This is a genomic window from Prevotella vespertina (genome assembly GCF_009728485.1).
Classification (GTDB): Bacteria; Bacteroidota; Bacteroidia; order Bacteroidales; family Bacteroidaceae; genus Prevotella; species Prevotella vespertina.
In genome coordinates, this window is record NZ_VVIQ01000010.1 from 43,713 (window position 1) to 68,641 (window position 24,929).

At 40.9% G+C, this 24,929-nt stretch carries 17 protein-coding genes and 3 pseudogenes; 9 read left to right on the top strand and 11 right to left on the bottom strand.

All coding sequences use genetic code 11. The annotated features are described in order from the left end of the window. Positions 1-86: 86 nt before the first annotated feature. Positions 87-2,675, top strand: coding sequence for an ATP-dependent chaperone ClpB (gene clpB, locus F0475_RS09250; RefSeq protein ID WP_155716398.1), 2,589 nt, complete (start codon positions 87-89; stop codon positions 2,673-2,675). A 75-nt stretch (positions 2,676-2,750) separates the two neighbouring features. On the opposite strand, the gene rlmD is transcribed toward clpB, so the two are convergent. Next, the gene (gene rlmD, locus F0475_RS09255; RefSeq protein WP_155716399.1) at positions 2,751-4,175 is read right to left on the bottom strand and encodes a 23S rRNA (uracil(1939)-C(5))-methyltransferase RlmD; all 1,425 of its coding nucleotides are present in this window, start codon (positions 4,173-4,175) and stop codon (positions 2,751-2,753) included. Positions 4,176-4,381: 206 nt separating this feature from the next. Here rlmD and ppdK point away from each other — a divergent pair, with 206 nt between their 5' ends. The 3 genes from ppdK (at position 4,382) to F0475_RS09270 (ending at position 9,382) form a co-directional block, all read left to right on the top strand. Then, positions 4,382-7,105, top strand: coding sequence for a pyruvate, phosphate dikinase (gene ppdK, locus F0475_RS09260; RefSeq protein ID WP_155716400.1), 2,724 nt, complete (start codon positions 4,382-4,384; stop codon positions 7,103-7,105). A gap of 834 nt (positions 7,106-7,939) precedes the next feature. Beyond that, positions 7,940-9,076 carry a porin gene (locus tag F0475_RS09265; protein ID WP_155716401.1) on the top strand — a complete coding sequence of 379 codons (1,137 nt, stop codon included), beginning with the start codon at positions 7,940-7,942 and terminating at the stop codon, positions 9,074-9,076. Between the two features lie 120 nt (positions 9,077-9,196). Continuing rightward, positions 9,197-9,382, top strand: coding sequence for a hypothetical protein (locus F0475_RS09270; protein ID WP_155716402.1), 186 nt, complete (start codon positions 9,197-9,199; stop codon positions 9,380-9,382). A gap of 32 nt (positions 9,383-9,414) precedes the next feature. Here the strand turns inward: F0475_RS09270 and F0475_RS09275 are convergent, their stop codons facing one another. After that, positions 9,415-10,491, bottom strand: coding sequence for a hypothetical protein (locus tag F0475_RS09275; RefSeq protein WP_155716403.1), 1,077 nt, complete (start codon positions 10,489-10,491; stop codon positions 9,415-9,417). Between the two features lie 156 nt (positions 10,492-10,647). On the opposite strand from F0475_RS09275, the gene F0475_RS09280 reads away from it, so the two are divergent. The 4 genes and pseudogenes from F0475_RS09280 to F0475_RS09295 all read left to right on the top strand — a co-directional run. Further along, positions 10,648-11,832 (top strand): ATP-binding protein, encoded by a 1,185-nt coding sequence (locus tag F0475_RS09280; protein WP_155716404.1) that lies wholly within the window; start codon positions 10,648-10,650, stop codon positions 11,830-11,832. Positions 11,833-11,881: 49 nt separating this feature from the next. Next, a complete protein-coding gene (gene nifJ / locus F0475_RS09285; RefSeq protein ID WP_155716405.1) occupies positions 11,882-15,457 on the top strand; it encodes a pyruvate:ferredoxin (flavodoxin) oxidoreductase in 3,576 nt (1,191 codons plus the stop codon). 176 nt (positions 15,458-15,633) lie between these two features. Continuing rightward, a pseudogene (locus F0475_RS11870) lies at positions 15,634-15,856 on the top strand (IS982 family transposase); the annotation flags it as partial. A 113-nt stretch (positions 15,857-15,969) separates the two neighbouring features. Further along, positions 15,970-16,140 (top strand): annotated as a pseudogene (locus F0475_RS09295) (DUF3408 domain-containing protein); the annotation flags it as partial. On the opposite strand, the gene F0475_RS11745 reads toward F0475_RS09295, so the two are convergent. The 8 genes from F0475_RS11745 to F0475_RS09330 form a co-directional block, all read right to left on the bottom strand. Continuing rightward, positions 16,069-16,218 carry a hypothetical protein gene (locus F0475_RS11745; protein ID WP_199879804.1) on the bottom strand — a complete coding sequence of 50 codons (150 nt, stop codon included), beginning with the start codon at positions 16,216-16,218 and terminating at the stop codon, positions 16,069-16,071. The pseudogene F0475_RS09295 and the gene F0475_RS11745 overlap by 72 nt on opposite strands. Before the next feature lie 89 nt (positions 16,219-16,307). Continuing rightward, positions 16,308-17,369, bottom strand: coding sequence for a nucleoside 2-deoxyribosyltransferase (locus F0475_RS11985; RefSeq protein ID WP_155716406.1), 1,062 nt, complete (start codon positions 17,367-17,369; stop codon positions 16,308-16,310). A gap of 92 nt (positions 17,370-17,461) precedes the next feature. Continuing rightward, on the bottom strand, positions 17,462-18,040 hold the full coding sequence (locus tag F0475_RS09305) for a hypothetical protein (protein ID WP_155716407.1): 579 nt from the start codon (positions 18,038-18,040) through the stop codon (positions 17,462-17,464). A 54-nt stretch (positions 18,041-18,094) separates the two neighbouring features. Next, positions 18,095-18,439: a WD40/YVTN/BNR-like repeat-containing protein gene (locus tag F0475_RS09310; RefSeq protein ID WP_155716408.1), complete on the bottom strand. Its 345-nt coding sequence runs from the start codon at positions 18,437-18,439 to the stop codon at positions 18,095-18,097. 25 nt (positions 18,440-18,464) lie between these two features. Further along, the gene (locus F0475_RS09315) at positions 18,465-19,136 is read right to left on the bottom strand and encodes a hypothetical protein (protein ID WP_155716409.1); all 672 of its coding nucleotides are present in this window, start codon (positions 19,134-19,136) and stop codon (positions 18,465-18,467) included. A 708-nt stretch (positions 19,137-19,844) separates the two neighbouring features. Beyond that, positions 19,845-20,297 carry a DUF4293 domain-containing protein gene (locus F0475_RS09320; protein ID WP_009436011.1) on the bottom strand — a complete coding sequence of 151 codons (453 nt, stop codon included), beginning with the start codon at positions 20,295-20,297 and terminating at the stop codon, positions 19,845-19,847. 2 nt (positions 20,298-20,299) lie between these two features. Next, the gene (locus F0475_RS09325) at positions 20,300-20,641 is read right to left on the bottom strand and encodes a DNA-directed RNA polymerase subunit omega (RefSeq protein ID WP_155716410.1); all 342 of its coding nucleotides are present in this window, start codon (positions 20,639-20,641) and stop codon (positions 20,300-20,302) included. Positions 20,642-20,672: 31 nt separating this feature from the next. Next, a complete protein-coding gene (locus F0475_RS09330) occupies positions 20,673-21,497 on the bottom strand; it encodes an outer membrane protein assembly factor BamD (RefSeq protein WP_009436027.1) in 825 nt (274 codons plus the stop codon). Positions 21,498-21,647: 150 nt separating this feature from the next. On the opposite strand from F0475_RS09330, the gene uvrB reads away from it, so the two are divergent. Beyond that, entirely contained in the window at positions 21,648-23,690 is a 2,043-nt protein-coding gene (uvrB, locus tag F0475_RS09335; RefSeq protein ID WP_155716411.1) for an excinuclease ABC subunit UvrB, read from the top strand. Positions 23,691-24,169: 479 nt separating this feature from the next. Here the strand turns inward: uvrB and F0475_RS09340 are convergent. Then, positions 24,170-24,628: pseudogene (locus F0475_RS09340) on the bottom strand (HU family DNA-binding protein). Between the last annotated feature and the right edge of the window lie 301 nt (positions 24,629-24,929).

The following is a 24,929-nucleotide window of genomic DNA, read 5'->3' on the forward strand; positions in this document are numbered from 1 at the left end:
TGATGATGAATAATTAGGTGATTGAAAAACGTCTGGTTAGAAATGATTAGAGGAACGATAAGAAAATAAGAAAGGAGATTTGAAGAATGACATTTGATAAATTTACAATTAAAGCGCAAGAGGCTGTTCAGAGTGCGATAAATATTGCACAGAGAAATGGGCAGCAAACCATTGAGCCAGTGCATATTTTGGCTGGTGTGATGGAAAAGGGAAAGGACGTGATTAATTACGTCTTCCAGAAATTAGGTGTGAACGCACAAGCTGTGGAGAGTGCCATTCAGAATGAGATGAGCCACTTACCGAAAGTATCTGGTGGTGAACCTTATCTCTCTTCTGAAACCAATCAGGTAATGCAACGCACGATGGATATTTCGCAGAAAATGGGCGATGAGTTTGTAAGCATTGAACCGATGTTGCTCGCTCTGTTGGCTGTAAATTCCACCGCAAGTCGGATATTGAAAGATGCGGGTTGCACAGAGAAAGAAATGACAGCTGCAATTAATGATCTTAGACAAGGACAGAAGGTGCAGTCGCAAAGTGGTGACGAGAACTATCAATCATTACAGAAATATGCTCGCAACCTTATAGAAGATGCACGTGCTGGCAAGCTCGACCCAGTGATTGGTCGTGATGAGGAGATTCGAAGAGTATTGCAGATTCTGTCTCGTCGTACAAAGAATAACCCTATCCTCATTGGTGAGCCAGGTACTGGTAAGACCGCTATTGTTGAAGGTTTGGCAGAGCGAATCGTTCGTGGTGATGTGCCAGAAAACTTGAAAGATAAGCAACTCTATTCATTGGATATGGGTGCGATGTTGGCTGGTGCTAAGTATAAAGGTGAGTTCGAGGAGCGATTGAAGAGTGTGGTTAAGGAAGTGATGCAGGCTGATGGTAATATCATCCTCTTCATCGATGAAATTCACACATTGGTCGGTGCTGGTGGTGGCGAAGGTGCTATGGATGCAGCTAACATTTTGAAGCCAGCTTTGGCACGTGGCGAGTTGAGAGCTATCGGTGCAACAACCCTGAATGAATATCAGAAATATTTTGAGAAAGATAAGGCACTTGAGCGTCGTTTCCAAACAGTTATGGTGGATGAGCCAGACGAATTGGACGCCATCTCTATCCTTCGTGGATTGAAGGAGCGTTATGAGAACCATCACAAGGTTCGTATTCAAGACGATGCTTGTATAGCAGCTGTAAAACTTTCTGAGCGTTATATATCAGATCGTTTCTTACCTGATAAGGCTATCGACTTGATGGATGAGGCAGCAGCAAAACTACGTATGGAGCGTGATTCTGTTCCAGAGGAGTTGGATGAGATTACTCGTCGTTTGAAACAACTGGAGATTGAGCGTGAGGCGATTAAACGGGAAGACGATAAGGAAAAGATTGCACAACTCGACAAGGAGATTGCCGAACTCAAAGAGCAGGAACATAGTTTCCGTGCTAAGTGGGAAGGCGAGCGTGGATTGGTGAATAAGATTCAACAAGACAAGCAAGAGATTGAGCAGCTCAAGTATGAGGCTGATCGTGCCGAGCGTGAGGGCAATTACGAGCGTGTTGCAGAGATTCGTTACTCTCGTTTGAAACAACTGGAGGATGATATCAAGAATATTCAACAGCAGTTGCAAGCAACACAAGGCGGTGAGGCGATGGTGCGTGAGGAAGTTACTGCGGATGATATAGCTGAGGTGGTAAGTCGCTGGACGGGTATTCCTGTCACCCGAATGTTACAGAGTGAGAAGGATAAACTACTCCACTTGGAGGATGAGTTGCACAAGCGTGTCATCGGTCAAGACGAGGCAATTACCGCCGTTGCAGACGCAGTTCGTCGTTCACGTGCAGGTTTGCAAGACCCAAAGAAACCTATTGCTTCCTTCATCTTCTTAGGTACAACAGGTACAGGTAAGACGGAGTTGGCAAAGGCATTGGCTGATTATCTCTTCAATGACGAGTCAATGATGACGCGAATTGATATGAGTGAGTATCAAGAGAAGTTCAGTGTAACACGCCTCATCGGTGCGCCTCCGGGGTACGTTGGTTATGACGAGGGTGGTCAGTTGACTGAGGCTGTACGCCGCAAACCTTACTCAGTGGTTCTCTTTGATGAGATTGAGAAGGCACATCCAGACGTATTCAATATTCTTTTACAGGTATTGGACGATGGTCGATTGACAGATAATAAGGGTCGCACGGTGAACTTCAAGAATACGATTATCATCATGACGTCTAACCTCGGTTCGCAATATATCCAACAGCAGTTTGAACATCTTAACGATACAAATCGTGAGGAAGTAATCGACAAGGCAAAAGTTGCGGTAATGGATATGTTGAAGAAGACGATACGTCCAGAGTTCCTCAATCGTATTGACGAGACAATTATGTTCTTGCCATTGACAAAGGAGCAGATTGGTGGTGTTGTTCGTTTGCAACTCGAAAGAGTTAAGGAAATGTTGGAACCACAAGGTATCAATCTCGAATGGACCGACCCAGCCATCAACTATCTTTCAGATGTTGGCTACGATCCAGAGTTTGGTGCACGACCCGTAAAGCGTGCTATCCAACGTTATGTATTGAACGACCTCAGTAAGTCATTGCTTGCAGGTACTGTCAATCGTGACAAACCAGTAGTCATTGATTGCTTTGGCGAGGGCTTAGTATTTAGAAACTAATATTAAGGAGTGTGACTTATATGAAAAGAGCCTCCTTCGGAAAGGGTGGAGGCTCTTCTTTTATTCAATCGGTAATTATCGCTTTTCTAATAGAACCACATTTTCAACGTGTGGCGTGTGTGGGAACATATCAACGGGTTGAACGGCGGCTACCTTATAATCTGCATCAAGCAAAGCTAAATCTCGTGCTTGTGTTGCTGGGTTACAACTAACGTAAACAATTCGTTTAGGACTTGCCCCAAGGATGACGTTAACAACGTCAGGATGCATACCAGCACGTGGTGGGTCTGTGATGATAACATCAGGGCGACCATGCTTTTGGATAAACTCTTCGGTGAGAATATCTTTCATATCGCCAGCATAGAAGAGCGTATTATCAATGTTATTGACGTTGGAATTGACCTTTGCATCTTCAATCGCTTCGGGAACATACTCGATACCAATCACCTTACGAGCTTTCTTAGCAACGAAGTTGGCGATTGTTCCCGTTCCTGTGTAGAGATCGTAAACAAGCTCATCTCCCGTAAGATTGGCAAATTCTCTAGCAACAGAATAAAGATGATAAGCCTGTTCGGTGTTCGTTTGATAGAAACTCTTTGGACCTACCTTGAACTTCAGGTCTTCCATCGTTTCAAAGATATGGTCATTACCTTTATAAAGCGTTAGTTCTAAGTCGTTAAACGTATCGTTTCCCTTCTGATTATCGACATAAAAAAGAGAGGTTATTTGTGGAAAATTCTCAGCAATATGCTGCATGAGAGCCTTTGCTCGCTCGTCATCTCCCTCTTCATCGTAATGGAATTGTACGAGCAACATCCACTCACCCGTATTAGAGTTACGAAGCATGAGGTCACGTAATAAACCATGTTGAGCGCGGATGTCATAGAATGTCATTCCCGTTTCTAAAGCATAGTCACGAATATCATTGCGTATCTCGTTACAAAGATTATCCATGAGCCAGCACTTCTCAATAGGGTAAATCTTATCGAAGCTGCCCGTTATATGGAATCCAATGGCACCACCTGATAGCCCGACACCTTCAGGTAACGCAGCTAATTCTTCGGCGGTGTACCATCGTTTATTGGCACAACCAAACTCTAGCTTATTGCGGTATTCCTTTGTGTGGACAGAACCCATGATAGGTCGGAACTCAGGAAGCTCAACCTTTCCAATGCGGCTCAGTTGATCATAAACCTGCTGCTGCTTTGCCTTTAATTGTTCGCTGTAAGGTAAGTTCTGCCATTTACATCCGCCACAGATACCAAAGTGTTCGCACATAGGTTCTTCACGCACATTGCTCTTGCTGATAAATCGAATGACGGTAGCCTCGCAATAACTACGTTTCTTCTTTCGAACTTGCAAGTCGACGATGTCACCAGGAACAACAAATGGAACAAAGACAACCTTGTCTTCAACGTGTGCAACACACTTTCCTTCGGCAGCAACTGCCTCTATAGTGACATTCTCAAATATAGGAAATGGCTTTCTCTTTCTACTCATAAATTGTTTTGTATTTGGCTGCAAAGTTACTAAAAAAATCTAGTATGCGTCGTTGTGCCTATCTTTATTGTGTATGTGTGTTCGCTAACAAGATGAAAATGTAAGGTAGAGATTACATTATTCATTGAAAAGTTTGTCACTTTACCTAATTATTGGTATATTTGCACGTAGAGATAAATAACTAAAATACATTATCAATTATAATTATGAGCGAAAAAAGAGTTTATACCTTCGGTAATGGTAAGGCAGAAGGTAAGGCTGATATGAGAAATCTCCTCGGTGGTAAGGGAGCTAATCTAGCAGAAATGAATCTTATCGGTGTTCCTGTTCCTCCAGGTTTCACCATTACTACCGATGTATGTAACGAGTATTTTGAGAAGGGTAAAGAGACTGTTGTTGGCTTATTGAAATCAGAGGTTGAGAATAGCGTTAAGCATGTAGAATCTTTGATGAACTCAAAGTTTGGTGACCCTTCTAATCCTCTTCTTATGAGTGTACGCTCTGGTGCACGTGCGTCAATGCCAGGTATGATGGATACAATCCTCAACCTTGGTTTGAACGATGTTGTTGTAGAGGGATTGGCAAAGAAGACAGGCAATGAGCGTTTTGCCTACGATAGCTATCGTCGCTTCGTACAGATGTATGGTGATGTCGTATTGGGCATGAAACCAGTAAATAAGGAAGATATTGACCCCTTTGAGGCTATTATACAGCAAGTAAAGGCACAGCGTGGTATCAAACTCGATAACGAAATGACGGTTGAAGAGTTGAAGCAACTGGTGACTTTATTTAAGAATGCTATTAAAGAGCAAACAGGTCGGAACTTCCCTGACGATCCAATGGAGCAGCTGTGGGGTGCAGTATGCGCCGTATTTGATTCTTGGATGAATGAGCGTGCTATTCTTTATCGTAAGATGGAGGGCATTCCACAAGAATGGGGCACAGCCGTTACAGTTATGGCAATGGTCTTTGGAAACATGGGTGAAACATCAGCAACAGGTGTTTGCTTCTCTCGTGATGCTGCAACTGGTGAGAATTGTTTCAATGGTGAGTATCTTATCAATGCACAGGGCGAAGATGTTGTAGCAGGTATTCGTACACCACAACAGATTACAAAGGAAGGTTCATTGCGTTGGGCAGAGCAGCAGAATATTGACGAAGAAACCCGTCGCAAGAAGTTCCCTTCAATGGAAGAAGCTATGCCTGAGTTATACGCCCAGTTGTATGCTCTTCAAGATAAGTTGGAGAAGCATTACCACGATATGCAGGATATGGAGTTCACCGTACAAGAGGGTAAGCTCTGGTTCTTACAAACTCGTAATGGTAAGCGCACAGGTACTGCAATGGTGAAGATAGCTATGGACTTGCTTCACGAAGGTGAGATTGATGAAAAGACAGCTCTTTTGCGTTGTGAACCAAATAAACTTGATGAACTTCTCCACCCAGTATTCGATAAGGAAGCACGCGCTCAAGCACATATATTGACACGTGGCTTGCCAGCTTCACCAGGTGCTGCTTGCGGTCAGGTAGTATTCTTTGCTGATGATGCAACAAAGTGGCATGAGGATGGTCACCAGGTAATTATGGTGCGTATTGAGACATCTCCAGAGGATCTCGCAGGTATGTCAGCAGCAGAAGGTATCTTGACAGCTCGTGGCGGTATGACTTCACACGCAGCAGTTGTTGCTCGTGGTATGGGTAAGTGCTGTGTCAGTGGTGCAGGTGCAATTATGGTTGATTACAAGGCTCGTACTGTTGAGATTGATGGAACAATCATTCGTGAAGGTGATTACATCTCATTAAATGGTTCTACTGGTGAGGTTTATGCAGGTGAAGTGAAGACACGCCCAGCAGAGGTAACTGGCGACTTTGCCGAGTTAATGAATCTCTGTAAGAAGTATAGTAAATTGGTTGTACGCACCAATGCTGATACTCCACACGATGCAGAGGTTGCAAGCAACTTTGGTGCTGTTGGTATCGGTCTTTGTCGTACAGAGCACATGTTCTTCGAGAATGAGAAGATAAAGGCTATGCGTGAGATGATCCTCGCTGATAGCACAGAGGATCGTGAGAAGGCTCTCGATAAACTATTGCCTTATCAGAAACAAGACTTCTATGGTATCTTGAAGTGTATGGATGGTATGCCAGTAAACATTCGTTTGCTTGACCCACCATTGCACGAGTTCGTTCCTCATGATTTAAAGGGTCAAGAGATTATGGCTCAAGAGATGGGTGTAAGCGTTCAGTTCATCCAGAGCCGTGTAAGTTCTCTGTCAGAGCATAACCCAATGTTAGGACTACGTGGTTGTCGTTTGGGCAATACATTCCCAGAGATTACAGCCATGCAGACAAAGGCTATCCTCGGTGCTGCTATCCAGTTGAAGAAGGAAGGCTTTAACCCAATGCCAGAGATTATGGTTCCATTGGTTGGTATCGTAAATGAGCTTGATATACAGGAGCACATCATTCGTAAGACTGCTGATAAGCTCTTCAAGAAAGAAGGCGTAGAGGTTCCATTCAAGGTGGGTACGATGATTGAGATTCCTCGTGCTGCTCTAACTGCCGACCTCATCGCACAAAAGGCTGAGTACTTCAGCTTCGGAACAAACGACTTAACACAGATGACTTTCGGTTATAGCCGCGACGACATTGCTAGCTTCTTGCCAAGCTACTTGGAAAAGAAGATTCTTGATGTTGACCCATTCCAGGTTCTCGATCAGAAGGGTGTTGGTCAGTTGATTCAAATGGCTGTTGAGAAGGGACGTAAGACACGCAAGAACCTCAAGTGTGGTATCTGTGGTGAGCATGGTGGTGAGCCAAGTTCTGTCAAGTTCTGCCATCATGTAGGGCTCAATTACGTTAGCTGTTCTCCATTCCGTGTGCCAATCGCAAGACTCGCAGCGGCACAAGCAGCGGTGGAAGAGATGTAGTAATTTCTTAGAAATAAATCTTATTAGGCGGCATACCAATGTATTTACAAAGGTATTCCGCCTATTTTTTAAGGGAGTGTATCAATATAAGAGAGCTTCTTATCGTGTTAAATAAAAACGAGACTCCAATTCGTTTAAATAAATATCAACAACTACGAATTAAATGATCAACATAAGAGAGTGTATCGTAGAACTTAACCTGTGCGAAACACTCTCTTTCTATTTGTCTAATCCAACGCCATGATTAATGAGCTTATCACGTTGTCATAAGCTCGGTATATTCAATAAAGGTTCAGTATCTATCTTTCCAGCACAGAAACACCATTTGCGTTTAATTATCCAGTAGACTTACACAAAGAGTGTCTATGGATTCTGCTAATATAATAAGGAGGAATCTCGTCAAACTAAGAAGCATCATCAACTGACAATACAAGTCCTGTCGCATAGATAGTATATATCCTGTCATACTCTAAGTTAGAGTACGATATTATACACGTTTGTATAACGAGTTATACACGTTTGTATAATTAGTTATACACGTCTGTATAATTGATTATACACGCTTGTATAAAAGACTATTGATTAGTTATCATTGATAGGACACATACTTATGATGGAGTCTGACAGATAATATAACATCAGATTATACCAACCTTGTTATACAAAGCTTATCAGCTTTACAGTATATAGAATAAGGTAGGGAATGATTAGACAATGACATAGAGAGAAAAGCAGGATATTATTTTGCACTTATCCGATAAAGCACTATCTTTGCAGCATTAATACTCTAAGTATCATTACAGCAGCTCTTATCTCACCTAAAATATACAATTTATGAGAAAAACAATTATCTTAGCCGCATTGATGTTTAGTAGCATCATAAGTTATGCGCAAGGGCAGAAGTGGATAAACAATGTAAAGTTATCTGGCTTCGGAATCGTTCAATATCAATACAATGGTATGCACAACAGTAAAACGAGCAAGTCGAACAGCTTTAATCTTCGATTAGGTCGTGTGTCTTTAGACGGTCGCATATTAGACGATTGGTATTGGAAAGCACAATTACAAGTAAACGGCAATACTTCTACCTTAGGGGCTTCGCCTCGTGTAGTTGACCTCTTTGCCGAGTGGCAGAAGTACGATTATTTCCGTGTAAAGTTGGGACAATTCAAGAATCCATTTACATTCGATAACCCTATTCACCCTATCGACCAGGGCTTCATGAGTGTTGCACAAAGTGTATTGAAGTTAGCCAGTTTCTCTGACAGAGCTGGTGCGCACCCTTCAAATGGGCGTGATATTGGTATTCAAGTGCAAGGTGATTTCCTAAAGAACAATGCGGGGCGCAACCTTGTTCACTATCAGGTAGGCGTATTCAATGGTCAAGGTATTAATACTAAGGATGTTGACCAACAGAAGAATATCATCGGTGGTGTATGGGTTATGCCTGTTAATGGTTTACGCTTAGGATGGTTCGGTTGGACGGGCTCATACGCAAGAAAAGGCACATGGACTGATAATGCGGGTATCGCACAAAGCGGTGTACGTAAATTGCAGCAACGTCGTTATGCTTTCTCAGCTGAATATAAAGCGAATGATTGGACATTGCGTTCTGAGTATATCCACTCTACGGGTTATGCCTTTGCTAAGTCTTTGAGTAACACGGATGATGCAGCCGCAAAGGATTGCAACCTCAGTGCTGATGGTAATAAGGCACAAGGTGTATATGCACTGGTTATCGCTCCTATCATCCCTAATAAGTTGCATGCTAAGGCAAGATATGATATGTATCAGCCTTCGGATGGCGCACAAAAGCAGCGTACTCAATATGATATTGGTCTTGATTATGAGTTTACAAAGAACTTAGCTTTGAGTGGCATCTATTCTTATGTACATGATAGATCACAACGCGCACTGCAGGCTAATCCTAATTATTCTATGTTTGATGTGGAATTAAGTTTCCGCTTCTGATAGACAATAAAATACGGATATGTTCGTACATGTCCGTATTTTATTATACCTTTGCAATCTATCCATAATGACTAAAGTGGATACTATAAGGAATACACATTAAAGAGAGAACCAAAAAAGATGACAACTGAACACCATCACCAACACCACCATAAAAGCCATTCTAATAGTAGAATTGGGCGTCATACAACGATATCATCTAAAGGAGCACAACGCAGACATAAAATCAATCAAGTTCTAAAGTTCGTTGCGACCATTGCTGCAATCTGCTTACTATATCTTGTATGGTGGATATATAACAACTAATCACAAATGCGGCGATAGGCTTTAAGAGTTTGTTACCGATCTTTATTTAGGATATGAAGATGATAGTGCGAGCCGTCATTATCAATGCGCATCATCTTATGTTGGAAGCTCTTTTTATTCGAAAGAGATAAGGCTACATGTCCCATTGTGCGACGCAAATTTATCTCAACAAGAGGATGCAATTTAAAACCAACGTCTCCCCTACTCCCATTAGCTACAATCATCATATCAACACCTAATGCTCCATAATAAATGCCTGTTAGCTGTTTCGATAATAACGTTTCTAACGTCTGTGCTATATTATTTAGCACTGGTATTGAGATATAAGCTGAGAGAAGTTCTTGTTTAACTTCTTCTTTCTCAAGACTATTGCCTATATATGCTCCATTCATTGTATGGAATACTGATAGACCTACATAATGAACACCATCTTTATCAGCAATGAACTCCATCCCAAAGTCTTTCACCTTATTATAATAAGGCTCAACCATAATACTCCCTTGCTGCTTAATAACGTTGTTCGCCCAATTAAGTATTGCGGGGTCTATCATTGTATCAATATAACGAACACCTCTCCCACTGCTGCTCCATGGAGCTTTTATCACAGCCTTATCAATTTTCTCTAAGAGAGAAGTAAGTTCTGCCACATTCCTTGCACAAAACGATTCACCTATTAATATATCCTCATCCAACAACTCTCGCAATTCACGCAAAACTTGTGAGGCATACTCCCGATTACTAAGTTCTCTAATTGCTGATAGTCTCTCATCCGTGGGTAATACGTTAGCCTTAATCCCTAATTGTTCCATCTGGAACTTGATTGCAGAATCCCAACCCCATGGCATTACTTCTGTCACTTCATCAATAATCTGCTCTATATCATCACTATCTATAAAATGAACTTGCTGACCATAACTCACAAAGCGTCGAGCATGGATTCGGGCAGAATTGACATTCTCTACTAGAATATAATCGCCATCTTTAGCCCATAGAACTGGCAAATAATCCAAATCATGCCTCATTTGCCTACCAGCATGGGGGGCTGTAAAGTACTTATTATCATAAGCTAATGCAATATCATGTTCCGGATTGAATATATGTAGTGTCATCGTACTTTATTTTTTACGTCATGCAAAGTTACATTAAACCAAATGCAATACAAAATAAATACCTTAAAATAACATTTTTTGCTATCTAGAGTTTGCAAATCAAAGAAATAATTGTAACTTTGCAAGTGCATAATACAAAAATAGGACAAGAACAAGATGGACGCATTCTTTCGTACTCACTCATACCTAGTGGAGCATACAAATGCCCCTGTTCATCGTTGTCTCATGGATGAGATAGATTGGAACGACAAACTAATAGGTATCAAAGGAACAAGAGGCGTGGGAAAGACAACATTCTTGTTACAATATGCAAAGGAGCGTTATAGTTCTACAGACAAGCAATGTCTCTACGTAAATATGAATAACTTCTATTTTCAAAGTAGAGGAATTGCGGACTTCGCTGGAGAGTTTTACTGTAATGGAGGAAAGGTTCTGTTGATTGACCAAGTATTTAAGCAGCCCGATTGGAGTCGTGAACTACGGCGGTGTTATGATAATTACCCCAATTTACAGATTGTCTTTACAGGGTCAAGCGTGATGAGACTGAAAGAAGAGAATCCAGAACTAAACAGTATCGTCAAAAGCTATAATCTACGTGGCTTCTCCTTCCGAGAATTTTTGAATTTACAAACAGGATTACAACTTAAGCCTTACTCATTAGAAGAGATTCTAAATAACCACGAGGAGATTACCAATCAAATCTTATCAAAAGTTAGTCCGACAAAGTATTTCCTTGACTATCTTCATCATGGTTTTTATCCTTTCTTTTTAGAACATCGCAACTTTTCAGAGAATCTTCTGAAGACGATGAATATGATGACTGAAGTTGATATCTTACTCATCAAGCAAATAGAGTTAAAGTATCTGACTAAGATTAAGAAGCTCTTTTACCTCTTGGCACTTGAAGGAACAAAAGCTCCCAACATCAGTAACCTTGCAAAAGAAATAAACACAAGTCGTGCAACAGTGATGAATTACATCAAAAATCTTACTGATGCTAGACTTATTAATCTGGTTTATCCTGTTGGACAAGAGTTCCCCAAGAAACCATCGAAGGTGATACTACAGAATCCAAATCTGATGTATGCAATCTATCCCATTCAGGTGGAACAGCAACAACTTATGGAGACTTTCTTCGTTAATACAATGCAAGAAACTTGTGTTATCAATGAAGGAGGAAAGCAAGGAACTTACATTGTCAATCAAAAGCATAAAGTTAAGATATGTGATGCTGGGAATAACAAGATTCGATTCAGTAATGACACTATCTACGCAAAATATAATACTGAAGTTGGGAAAGATAACCAAGTACCACTTTGGTTAATGGGATTTCTTTATTAGAAAAAGACCAAAAACATTATAAAACAATTTTCATTTAATAAATTTCAAAATGGCTAAAGAAAAGAAGTTTATCACTTGTGATGGTAACGAAGCCGCTGCTCATGTGAGCTACATGTTCTCTGAGGTAGCAGCTATCTATCCTATCACTCCATCATCTCCTATGGCTGAACACGTTGATGAGTGGTCAGCACGTGGACGTAAGAACCTTTGGGGTCAGACAGTAAGCGTACAGGAGATGCAGTCAGAGGGTGGCGCAGCTGGTGCCGTACACGGTTCACTGCAGTCTGGTGCTCTCACGACAACCTTCACCGCATCACAGGGTCTTCTCTTGATGATTCCTAACATGTATAAGATTGCTGGTGAACTTTTGCCATGTGTATTCAACGTTTCAGCACGTACACTCGCAAGTCACGCTCTTTGTATCTTCGGTGACCACCAGGACGTAATGGCTTGCCGTCAGACAGGTTTCGCTATGTTCTGTTCAGGTTCTGTACAGGAGGTTATGGACCTCTCTGCAGTTCCTCACCTTGCTTCATTGAAGACATCAGTACCTTTCATCAACTTCTTCGATGGTTTCCGTACATCACACGAGTATCATAAGATTGAGTGCCTTGATCAGGAAGATATCCGTCCATTGGTTGACGAGGAAGATGTTAAGCGTTTCCGCGATCGTGCAATGACTCCAGAGCGTCCAGTAGTTCGTGGTACAGCTGAGAACCCTGAGACATTCTTCACACATCGTGAGGCATCAAACAGTGCTTACGAGAATGTAGCAGAGGTTGTTGAGCACTATCTTGGCGAAATCTCAAAGATTACTGGTCGTGAGTATCACCTCTTCGATTACTATGGTGCTAAGGATGCAGAGAACATCATCATCTTGATGGGTTCAGCAACAGAGGCAGCTCGTGAGGCTATCGACTACTTGATGTCTCAGGGTAAGAAGGTTGGTATGATTGCTGTACACCTCTATCGTCCATTCTCTGTTAAGCACTTGCTCGCTGCAGTACCAAAGTCTGTTAAGCGTATCGCAGTTCTTGACCGTACTAAGGAGCCAGGTGCAGAGGGTGAGCCATTGTACCTCGATGTTAAGAGTGCATTCTATGATGTTGAGAACAAGCCACTGATTGTTGGTGGTCGTTATGGTCTTGGTTCTGCTGATACAACACCAGCTAAGATCATCGCTGTTTATAACAACTTAGAGTTGCCAGAACCAAAGGATCACTTCACAGTAGGTATCGTTGATGACGTAACCTTCACTTCTCTCCCAGAGGTAGAAGAGATTCCATTGGGCGGTGAAGGCATGTTCGAGGCTAAGTTCTATGGTTTGGGTGCTGACGGTACAGTTGGTGCTAACAAGAACTCAGTAAAGATTATCGGTGATAACACTGATAAGCACTGCCAGGCTTATTTCTCTTACGACTCTAAGAAGTCAGGTGGTTTCACCTGTTCTCACCTCCGTTTCGGTGATAGCCCAATCCGTTCTACTTATCAGGTAAACACTCCTAACTTCGTTGCTTGCCACGTTCAGGCTTATCTGAATATGTATGACGTAACACGTGGATTGCGTAAGAATGGTACATTCTTGTTGAATACAATCTTTGAGGGTGATGAACTCGTAAACTTTATACCTAATAAGGTAAAGCGTTACTTCGCTAAGAACAATATTACCGTTTACTATATCAACGCAACAAAGATTGCCCAGGAGATTGGACTTGGTAACCGTACCAACACCATCCTACAGTCTGCTTTCTTCCGTATCACAGAGGTTATCCCTCTCGACCTTGCCGTAGACCAGATGAAGAAGTTCATCGTTAAGAGTTATAGCAAGAAGGGGCAGGATGTTGTAGACAAGAACTTCGCTGCTGTTGACCGTGGTAACGAGTACAAACAACTGACTGTTGACCCAGCATGGGCTAACCTTCCAGACGATGAAGCTAAGGTTGACGATGCTCCAGCATTCGTTAAGGAACTCGTTCGTCCTATGAATGCACAGGCAGGTGACCTCTTGAAGGTTTCTGACTTCGTTAATCATGGTACCGTTGATGGTACATGGTCAGTTGGTACTGCAGCTTACGACAAGCGCGGTGTTGCTGCTTTCGTTCCTGCATGGGATGCTGAGAATTGTATTCAGTGTAACAAGTGTGCATTCGTTTGTCCTCATGCTTGTATCCGTCCATTCGTTTTGGATGAGGCAGAGAAGGCTGGCTTCAACGAGCCAACACTTGACATCCTTGCTCCAAAGCAGCTCAAGGGTATGCAATTCCGCATCGAAGTATCAGTTCTCGACTGTACAGGTTGTGGCAACTGTGCTGATGTCTGCCCAGGTAAGAAGGGTAACAAGGCATTGTCAATGACACAGTTCGTTGCAGGTGAAGAGGAAGCTACACGTCGTGCAGCTGACTGGAACTACCTTGTTAAGAACGTTAAGAGCAAGCAGAACTTGGTAGATATCAAGTCAAACGCTAAGAACTCTCAGTTTGCTCAGCCTTTGTTCGAGTTCTCTGGTGCATGTGCTGGTTGTGGTGAGACTCCATACGTTAAGCTTGTTTCACAGCTCTTCGGTGATCGTGAGATGATTGCTAACGCTACAGGTTGTTCTTCTATCTACTCAGCTTCAGTACCTTCTACTCCTTACACAACTAATGAGGAAGGTCATGGTCCTGCATTCAACAACTCATTGTTCGAGGACTTCTGCGAGTTCGGTATGGGTATGGCAATGGGTAACAAGAAGATGCGCGAGCGCATCGTAGTGCTCCTTAGCAGTGCGATGGCTGATGATCACGTATCTGCAGAGTTCAAGGAAGCAGCTCAGGAGTGGCTTGACAACATGAATGACGCTGATGCTTCTAAGGTTGCAGCAGCTAAGTTGAAACCATTAATCGAGGCTGGTGCAGCAAAGGGTTGCCCTGTATGTGCAGAGTTGAAGACTCTCGATCACTATCTCGTTAAGCGTAGCCAGTGGATCATCGGTGGTGATGGTGCTTCATACGATATCGGTTACGGCGGTCTCGACCATGTTATCGCTTCTGGTGAGGACGTTAACATCTTAGTACTCGATACTGAGGTTTACTCTAACACTGGTGGTCAGAGTTCTAAGTCTACTCCACTCGGTGCTATCGCTCAGTTCGCTGCTAAGGGTAAGCGTATCCGTAAGAAGGACCTCGGCTTGATGGCAACTACATATGGTTATGTTTACGTAGCTCAGGTAGCTATGGGTGCTGACAACGCACAGACCTTAAAGGCTATCCGTGAGGCTGAGGCTTATCCAGGTCCATCACTCATTATCGCTTACTCTCCATGTATCAACCATGGTTTGAAGATTAAGGGTGGTATGGGTCGCAGCCAAGCTCAAGAGGCTAACGCTGTTGCTTGTGGTTACTGGCACCTCTGGCGTTATAACCCACAGTTGGCAGAAGAAGGTAAGAATCCATTCTCTCTCGACTCTAAGGCTCCAGATTGGGACAAGTTCCAAGAGTTCCTTCATAGTGAGGTTCGCTTCCTCTCTGTCCTCAAAGCTTATCCAAACGAGGGTCAAGAGCTCTTCAAGGCTTGTGAGGATATGGCTAAGCTCCGTTACAAGAGCTATGTTCGCAAGACCAAGGAAGATTGGAGCGAGGAGGCATAAAACCCTTCTTTGAATAATGAAGATATAGAGTTAATTACACTATATAACACTTTAAAAGAGGAGTTTCTCTATGATAGAGAAACTCCTCTTTTTCATTCAACATAATTTGTTGCTTATCACGACCATTCAACCGATTCACAAAGGACTTTCTAAAATGTTCGCGAACAAACAAAAAATTGTTCGCGAAGAATTTCGATTTTGTTCGCGAACAATTTGGAGATTGTTCGCGGACTCTTAAGTGTTTTGATGCAATAACAACAAAATATACGCTAAAACCTACAGGGAAAAGAAAATATCATCGAAGTTCTACAAATACCAAAGGCAGAAGTTATGCTGATAATAATACTTTTTCACGATTCTAGTTATCGTTGCTTTAAACATTTCTATCTTGAGAAAGTATATTAGAAGCCATTGCCACCTAATTGCCTGTTTCTAAAGAAGCCATGCATCAATGTACAAAGAACCATTGAAACATAGCTTGCACTGTTCTGAATTCGTCGAACCCACATTGTTTACAGTCAATTCGCCTTCGAGAGCGGACCAATTTTACTATGAGTGCTGATACACTCCAAGTGCTAAGAAACATTTTACAGGACATAGGTGAGCGGGTATCAATGGCTTCCTATATTGACAATATTCTCCGTGAATACCTTAAAGAACATAAGGAACGAACTCAAACGTAGAGAGCTACGACAGCGATGTTTCGGAAGAAGACGAGCGTCCACTGTCATACTATCTGTAAAACTAGTGTTTTTGTTCATATTGTACGGTGCTCGAGGGGTGGATCAAAAGTAAAACAATCAAACTATATCTGTCATACGATAAAACCAAGCCTCTGCTTTTATATTAGTCAATATGGCGTGGCTGTTAGCAAAAAGACTTGCTTCATCCCATAAGGAATGATATTATAGCAGAAATCGGACTCTTTAACAAATGGTCTTTTAGAAAGATATTTGTCAAATGCTTGTATCTGCCTTAGACCTTCTTCCTGATTACGTACGCCACTGATAGCGAAGACATATTTTTTCTGTTTTTTATCTCTGTTGTAATTCAGCTTGTATAGTGCTTCTTCTATGTCTTTTCGGTAAGTAAACCTTTGCATAGAAATTATATTTTTCCCCTTTATCACTGAATAGAAATCATGAAAATCAACTGATATTATCCAATGAATTTCGATACAGTTACGAATACAATATAAAAACGATTTTATTTCTTCATAAGTATTACTACCATTTGGAAAAGAAAGGATTGCGTCAAACATTTCTTTTTCAACAACTTCAAATATGTCTGAAGTTTGTAGAAGGACTAATTTTCTCCTATCATTTTGATGCAATGAAAGTAAATGAACCTTATCAATAGCCTCTTTTGAGTTTGCTAAGATGATGTTCATAAGAGTATACTCTCCTTTTTCTATGCAAGAGAATCCATCTCGTTTAAGTTTTTCAACAATTTGCTTATTTTCGGAATCGACAGTTATCAGACTCGCACAATCTACATTTAAGTTCAGTATATCATCAAGTATTTGATACAGCTCTTCTTCATTTTCATAAGGAACAACCGTGAAATAAGGATTACCATTCAACATCGCTGAAATATTAGACCGCAACTCATTATAGAAAATATAAGCAGGAATACCATGTGCCTCAGCATAAGCCAATTCATAGCCAACACCAAGAGAGGGGCAAGTACATTCGGCTATCAGCAAGTCACACGACTCAAGCCATTTAGTATCACGCTCGTAAATAAAGGCATCTGACATAAGCGTCTGGGATTTCATGCTCATATCTGCTTGCCCGATGTGCTCTGTAATCACAATGTCAGTTTTGTTTATATAGTCAATAATACGCTTGTATAAGCCTGCGTCTTCTCTACCGCCACGTATAGAGCCTGCAAAATAAATTCTTCTATTCATCGTAAATAAAAGTTTGTGCCTTGTCTATTTTATATTCAACGATGTCAATTAGCTATTCAAAATAATATCATCTTTTATTGGTGAGATTGTTTCTATACTGCCACTTGCTCTAAAATCTGAAGCTTTTCTATCGTCTTATTAATATCAGTATTATCCCACGTCATGTCTTTCGGATATAATTCTTTTCTAAAACAATGGACAATCTCAAAGAGATTTTTAAGCAAATCTTCTGTATTCTTTGTTTGCGACTTCTCACCTACGTATAAATTGATTATATTTGAAGCTTTAGCACTTATTTGATAAATACTCTTACTTCTTGTGTGTAATGAGATATATGATGTTAGAAATTGCAGCTCAACAGCTTCCTCTGATGTAATCTCACCATCTTTCAGTATTTTACATAGTGCATGAAGATACTCTTGATAAATCTTCAGTTTCTCCTTAAATATTTCAGCGTTGCGTTCCTTTTCCAAAGCATTACGAGTCTGACCAGACAAAAGAAGCATTGTAATGATGGCAGATAAGACTACTCCAAACAATGCACCAACAATTCGCGGCCAAATATCCTGTGTATTGTAGTTGCCAAACATAATGGCACTACCAAAGAATACGACAATTGCAATAAAAATAAGACTAAGCGAAATTAGTCTTTGATACTCTATATTTTTCATAAAACTATTTTTGTTTATTCCCCAGACACAAAGAGGCTGGGGAATAGATTTAAATTAACGGCGATACCAAGAACTTCCACCATTCTTAGAATAATACATTCCCCTGTCCGTTTCTGTAAGTAGTTCATTACCTTGTACTATGATTTCTTCAAACTCACCAGCCATTGGACCTTTATAGCGAGCATACCAAGCCCCTCCTGCATTTTTAGAAAAATATACACCTTTTGAAGTACAAGCTAATAGCTCTTTACCGAAAGCGCACAAGCTATAGAATTCTCCTGGTGTTGAACCAGAGTAGCGAGGGTGCCAACTACTACCTCCATTTGTTGAATACTCAATACGATTTTTCTCAGAATTAATGCGAATCATTTCGCGACCAAAGTTTACAATTTGTCCCATAATTTTTGTTAGTTAGTTTATTTATTTAAAGTTCATTTTGCAGATACATTGCGATTGCCCCCAAATCATCATAACTGATCCTGCTTGAGGGGTGGGGTATACCTATAATCTTTATATCGCCCCACATCGCTTTTGCTACACCGTGTTTAGCAGGTTCTCCATTAACTATTGGGGGAACTATGCTCTCTACTTCCTTAATGTTTAAACGATTGACAAAAGGAGTAAAGCAATCGGGTATAGAGAAGCAGACCACGGCTTTTGGATGATAAATATCCTTGATAACTTCCGCACTGAAATCAAGACATTGATTGATGATTTCAGCACTTCCTTTCTTGGCTTTCAGACCCTTGATATCCTGACTGCCAAAATAGACAGCATTCATAAACACGAAATTACCATCTTCCATAGGCTCTGTAAACTTAGCCCATTTCATGGCTGCATAGAGTTTTCCCCATACAGGCCACTTTTCACGCTCAGTGTAAAAGTAAGGATTTCCTTCATAAAATCGTTCCTTGTTTGCTCCTTGATAAGGGAAGGGTTCATGGGCATTGTAGCCAAGGAATACTACCTGTGGAGATTTATCCAACACAGGTTTAGACTGCATTGCACAACTTGTACAGTTAATTTCAGGACCTACACTCTCGATATACTGGCAGACCTTGTCTACCCATTTTTCATACAATTCTTGTTTGTCCATAGTCAATTATTGAGCCTTTATCCAGTCCGTTTAGCCCTTAAAAAGTTAGTAATAGGATTAATAATACAGAAGCGTGAACTGGCTATGTCCACATTCTAAGTCGAAGGTCCTAGGAAAACCCATTGCACGAAAGTAGTAATAGCAGCCCACGCTATAGCGTGAGAACCACTATGCTATCCTTGTGCAAGTGTCTTGAATTTCCTAGGTTCTCGACTTACAAGATAAGCATAACGCCTCTTATTTTTTCAACGATGTCATTGTGTCTCTGAAGAAACACGCTACAAAATTAACATTTTTATTTTATTATTAGGTAATAAACGTGGATAAAATTAGAGACAATATTATTACTATAACAAGATAAGTTTATCAGGCTTAAATTTCTTTCCAAAAATAGTCTATAGTCAGCACAATAAGAATGTAAAGAAAAGCTACAGACTGAATGGTCCAAAATATAATTCCGTACTAAGACTCTTGAAATTGTCTTATAGGACAATTTTTACTGCCTAATAGCTATTGATAATCAGATATACGCATTGCGTGTCCCTGACAATATATACTTTCGTGCCCCACAAAATGTACTATTGTGCCTCACAATATATACTTTCGTCAAAGTGAAGTTCTTCATGCAAGATTCAAATAAAAAAATATGGTATCAAAAGCTACTTAAAGTATGCCTTTGATACCACATTATATTATAATAAAATATTATTATCTTATTCTATCAGCTGCTCTGACCAAAGCCTCATCGGCAAGAATAGCATGACGAGCCAACCATAAAAGAATAAATGCAATCAGTGGCAGACATGCTGCAAATTCTATATGGAAAGTAAACCCAGTCATTAACACCTGACTGAATACGCCATATACAACATACCACCCAATAATCATCAACATAGAAAACAAGCAGAAACGAGCTTGACGCTTACGATTGTGATAGTCGAAAATTGCAAACAAATCTATTGGACAAGTAACTAAAAGTATAGCAAACAATGCCCAAACGTTAAAGTTCCTTCCTCCGTTTGCATCAGTAAGCCAAAGATTCATCAACTGATTATCAGCACCCATCCCTTGTGGCTCAAAACTACCAATCGGTAGGCAAAGACAGGCAAGCGTTACTATCAATGCCAGAAACAAGAAGATTGTTTGTTTCCTTTGTATCATGATTACAATTCTTCCTCTTCTTGTGCCTCCTTAGAAGGATCACGCCAATAAACATCACCATCTAAGAACTCTTGCGTAGCCAACAATGTTGGTTTAGGCAACTTCTCATAATAGCGGCTAATTTCTATCTGCTCACGATTCTCAAAAACCTCTTCGAGAGAGTCGTTATAAGAAGCAAACTCTGCAAGTTTCTTACTCAAGTCTTGCTTTATCTCAACAGAAATCTGGTTCGCTCTTTTAGAAATAATTGCAACACTCTCATAAATATTACCTGTACCCTTCCAAAGTTCTTGAACATCACGGGTTACCGTATTTGACGGTGCTTTTAACTTCTTGTAATCCATTCTTATTATTATATTTTTAAGTCTTTAATTTCTAGTCTTTTGTTATCTGCTTACATTTCTTTATGAAATCCTCAGCAGTTTTGCGCTCTTTCGAATTAGGGTATTCATTGATGAAACCATAACATTCATCTTCCGCATCTTGATAACGCTGTAACTTCTTTGACTCAACACTCATCTGTGCCAACTCATACTTACTCTTCATGATTAGGATAGAAAAATCTTCACGAAGATTACTATAAGGATAATCATTCAAAGCGTTTTGAGCTGTAATGATACATGCCTCATAATTATTGCCACCACTGGTACAATTACCAAAATATGAACCGAGATTATAATAAAGCTTTGCATTCAGATACTCCTTACGAATAAGTTTATCCTGCAAATCGAAGAGGCGTTGTTGAGCTGTACTCTTCATCTTCCCTTCTGGGAAAATATCTAAGTAATCTTGGAAAGCAGCTATTGCAGCAATTGTGGGAGTCTGATCAAGACGTGCTTCTGGCGTTCCCTCAAAAAGACTCTGACCAATATAAAAGGATGCCATTTCGGCATACCTTCCACGTGGATAAGTTTGGTAATACTTCTTGAAAGTCTCTGAAGCAGCTTCATAGTCCTTCAATCCATATTCACCCATTGCCAACATATAAAGGCATTCCTCAGCATTATCAGTACCCTTTTCTATTGTTACAAGATCCTGTAACAAAGGAACAGCAAAGCCGTATTTTCCCTTTGCGAAACACTCTTTAGCGAACTCATACTTATAATTGTTATCAGTTGTCTTGTAGACCTGATTATATTCATGAGCACAACTTGTTAAGAGCAAAGCAACACAAATGCCTATTAAAAAACTCTTCTTCATATATTAATTTTGAAATGCAAAGTTACACATTATTCTATAAATACACAAAGGCACCTTGCTTTTTTAGCAAAAAATCACTATTAATGAGATACTATCACTTGATTTTCGTACCTTTGCCATCCAAAGATTGTTCTCCTTTTTACAGATATAATGAACTTCAAATTAACATCAAAGTATAAGCCTACGGGTGACCAACCTGAGGCTATTAAGGAATTGACCGAGGGATTAGAACGTGGAGATAAAAGCCAAGTTTTATTAGGAGTAACGGGATCAGGTAAGACGTTTACAGTAGCCAATGTGATTGCAAACGTGAATAAACCAACGCTTATCTTATCACATAACAAGACTCTAGCAGCCCAACTTTACGAGGAAATGAAAGCGTTTTTCCCAGAGAATGCTGTGGAATATTATGTCTCGTATTATGATTATTACCAGCCTGAAGCTTACTTACCCACAACTGATGTTTACATTGAGAAAGATCTTGCTATAAATGATGAAATAGACAAGCTAAGGCTTTCTGCTGTTTCTTCTCTATTATCAGGTCGTAAAGATGTAATTGTGGTCTCATCCGTTTCATGTATATATGGTATGGGTGCTCCAGTCGCAATGAAGGAGAATGTCATCCATATCAAGAAAGGGCAAATCATCGATCGAAATGAGTTTTTACGACGCCTCGTTGATTCCTTATACACGCGAAATGATATTGATTTACAACGCGGAAACTTCCGAGTAAAAGGAGACACTGTCGATATTGCAATGGCTTACAATGACAATATCTTGCGCATTACTTGGTGGGACGATGAGATTGACACTATCGAAGAAGTTGACCCAATAGCATTCCATAGAATTGCCACTTTTGATGATTATGAGCTATATCCTGCAAATCTCTTTGTTACATCAAAAGAACAGACAGAAGGTGCCATCCGACAGATACAGGATGATATGGTAAAGCAAGTTGACTTCTTTACTCAACTGGGGGACAATATCAAGGCACAACGCATAAAGGAGCGGGTTGAATATGACATTGAAATGATTAAGGAACTTGGTCATTGTTCCGGTATTGAGAACTATTCACGTTACTTCGATGGTAGAAAGGCTGGACAGCGACCCTATTGCCTACTTGATTTCTTTCCGAAAGATTACCTGATGGTCATTGATGAGAGCCATGTAAGTGTACCTCAGATTTCAGCAATGTACGGTGGTGACCGAGCGCGTAAGACAAACCTTGTTGAATATGGATTCCGTTTACCTGCGGCTTTTGACAACCGACCATTAAAGTTTGAAGAGTTCCATAACCTGATTCATCAAATTATCTATGTGTCTGCAACACCTGCAGACTATGAGTTGAAAGAATCAGAAGGAGTTGTTGTTGAGCAATTAATTCGACCTACAGGATTACTTGATCCAGAGATTGAGGTTCGTCCTTCAGAGAATCAGATTGATGATTTAATGAACGAGATTGTTATCCGTGCAGAAAAGGAGGAGCGAGTATTGGTAACAACCTTAACAAAGCGAATGGCGGAGGAATTGACGGAATACTTACTCAATCACGACATCCGAACAGCCTATATCCATAGTGACGTTGCCAGTCTTGATCGCGTCAAAATCATCAATGATTTGCGAGCAGGACTATATGACGTTCTTGTTGGTGTGAACCTATTGCGTGAAGGACTTGATCTCCCGGAAGTATCGCTTGTCGCCATACTTGATGCGGATAAAGAAGGATTCCTCCGTAGTCATAGAAGTCTTACGCAGACAGCCGGACGTGCAGCCCGTAACGTAAACGGAAAGGTGATCATGTATGCGGATAACATAACCGAAAGTATGCAGCGAACCATTGATGAGACAATGCGAAGACGTGTGAAGCAGCTCAAATACAACGAGGAACATCACATCACACCAAAGCAAATTGTCAAGGCGATTAAGGATACTTTGCCAAAAACTGGACGCTCTACAACGGCACAAGCATTTCCCTTTGCTAAAGGAACAAAAGGCATATATGCCGAACCTACACAATCAATGGCATTTGCAGCTGATCCTATCATTATGCGGATGACGAAAGAGCAATTAGAGAAGAGTATTGCCAACACAACAGCTCTTATGAAACAAGCTGCGAAAGATCTCGACTTCTTACAAGCTGCACAATATCGTGATGAGATTATCCGATTGCAAAAGCAGCTCGAAACAAAATAAACTCAATATCCTTAGACAGAATATCATACTTTAAAGACAGAGTAACACACGAACATATAGCCTTAATATGTTACCATGCCCCTATGTTCGTATGTTACTCTGTCTCCAAAACTTATGTCCTTAAATAATATGTTCTTCTGTCATTTTGTCTCTAACTCCCATGTTCTTCTGTCTCACACAAAAGCCTCACCCCGTTAGCTTGGGGTGAGGCTGTGTACCACGGAAGCGAGAGAACCAAATTAATACACTAGTTTTGAAAGACATTAATTTCACAATTAATATAATCGATTGTCTTATTACAGAACGATTGATACCCTGAATCAATCTTAAAATGCTCCCGTGGTAAAAGCCTCCCCAAGCCCCTCCAAAGGAGGGGATGTCCCTAACCCTACTTACATGCTTTCAGTCGTTTCAAACTATATCCAATAGGGACATCCCCTCCTTTGGAGGGGCTTGGGGAGGCTTTCTTGGGTGGGGCTTTACCCTACCTGTGGTTCAGGGTGTTCTTCACTCCCCTCGCCTTTTGGAGAGGGGGCGGGGGTGAGGCTTTTTTCCTCTTCATCTTTCTTCCTCTACGATTCGTAGGAGTTTGCAGCCAACTCTCTCTTCAATTCCGTTCCTGGTGTGAAGACCACACGAGGCTTAATCGTCTCAGTCTTAAAAGCTTTTTCCGTTTCTGCCCCTTTGCTCGACAACGTGACACGCATCGAACCAAAATTACCCAGCTGAATACTGAAACCATCACGGAGGTAATGTGGCAGACAATCAATGAAGTTATACAACACGTTCGACACATCACCACGTGTCAAGGACGAACGTCCCGCAATGTCACGTGCAATGTCGTCCAGTGACTTATGCCCAACGTTTACCGGATTGGCATAAAACTTCACTTCCTCCCGCTTCTGCGGATTCTTCTTTTGAACTAATTTAAATCTCATGATTCTTAGGTTTTTAAATTATTAAATAACTGTTGTTTATCATAGCGTAGAGCAGTACGCTTCCGCAGCTTTCTTCTTGCATCTTCATGCTGCCCCATTCTATTTCCTTGATTAATTTTCCTCCTCTCACCACTTCATTTTGTCACCCTTTCAGCATCCTCCTCCTGCCAGATGCGTATTGCCTTGCTGCCGAATACGTATCTACGTTCTGATAGATGCGGTGAGCGTTGCCGTTAGATACGCATCTAACAACTGCGCAATGCGTATCTACGAGTAGCTAAATACGCATCCGCTAGCACGT

What these genes read in the sequence shown, in the direction of transcription:
- F0475_RS09325 (WP_155716410.1), bottom strand. Translation starts at nt 20,641, where the DNA reads ATGGATTACAAGAAGTTAAAAGCACCGTCAAATACGGTAACCCGTGAT.
- ppdK (WP_155716400.1), top strand. Translation starts at nt 4,382, where the DNA reads ATGAGCGAAAAAAGAGTTTATACCTTCGGTAATGGTAAGGCAGAAGGT.
- F0475_RS09315 (WP_155716409.1), bottom strand. Translation starts at nt 19,136, where the DNA reads ATGGACAAACAAGAATTGTATGAAAAATGGGTAGACAAGGTCTGCCAG.
- uvrB (WP_155716411.1), top strand. Translation starts at nt 21,648, where the DNA reads ATGAACTTCAAATTAACATCAAAGTATAAGCCTACGGGTGACCAACCT.
- F0475_RS09280 (WP_155716404.1), top strand. Translation starts at nt 10,648, where the DNA reads ATGGACGCATTCTTTCGTACTCACTCATACCTAGTGGAGCATACAAAT.
- F0475_RS09270 (WP_155716402.1), top strand. Translation starts at nt 9,197, where the DNA reads ATGACAACTGAACACCATCACCAACACCACCATAAAAGCCATTCTAAT.
- F0475_RS09320 (WP_009436011.1), bottom strand. Translation starts at nt 20,297, where the DNA reads ATGATACAAAGGAAACAAACAATCTTCTTGTTTCTGGCATTGATAGTA.
- rlmD (WP_155716399.1), bottom strand. Translation starts at nt 4,175, where the DNA reads ATGAGTAGAAAGAGAAAGCCATTTCCTATATTTGAGAATGTCACTATA.
- F0475_RS09265 (WP_155716401.1), top strand. Translation starts at nt 7,940, where the DNA reads ATGAGAAAAACAATTATCTTAGCCGCATTGATGTTTAGTAGCATCATA.
- F0475_RS09310 (WP_155716408.1), bottom strand. Translation starts at nt 18,439, where the DNA reads ATGGGACAAATTGTAAACTTTGGTCGCGAAATGATTCGCATTAATTCT.
- F0475_RS09330 (WP_009436027.1), bottom strand. Translation starts at nt 21,497, where the DNA reads ATGAAGAAGAGTTTTTTAATAGGCATTTGTGTTGCTTTGCTCTTAACA.
- F0475_RS11745 (WP_199879804.1), bottom strand. Translation starts at nt 16,218, where the DNA reads ATGAACAAAAACACTAGTTTTACAGATAGTATGACAGTGGACGCTCGT.
- clpB (WP_155716398.1), top strand. Translation starts at nt 87, where the DNA reads ATGACATTTGATAAATTTACAATTAAAGCGCAAGAGGCTGTTCAGAGT.
- nifJ (WP_155716405.1), top strand. Translation starts at nt 11,882, where the DNA reads ATGGCTAAAGAAAAGAAGTTTATCACTTGTGATGGTAACGAAGCCGCT.
- F0475_RS09305 (WP_155716407.1), bottom strand. Translation starts at nt 18,040, where the DNA reads ATGAAAAATATAGAGTATCAAAGACTAATTTCGCTTAGTCTTATTTTT.
- F0475_RS09275 (WP_155716403.1), bottom strand. Translation starts at nt 10,491, where the DNA reads ATGACACTACATATATTCAATCCGGAACATGATATTGCATTAGCTTAT.
- F0475_RS11985 (WP_155716406.1), bottom strand. Translation starts at nt 17,369, where the DNA reads ATGAATAGAAGAATTTATTTTGCAGGCTCTATACGTGGCGGTAGAGAA.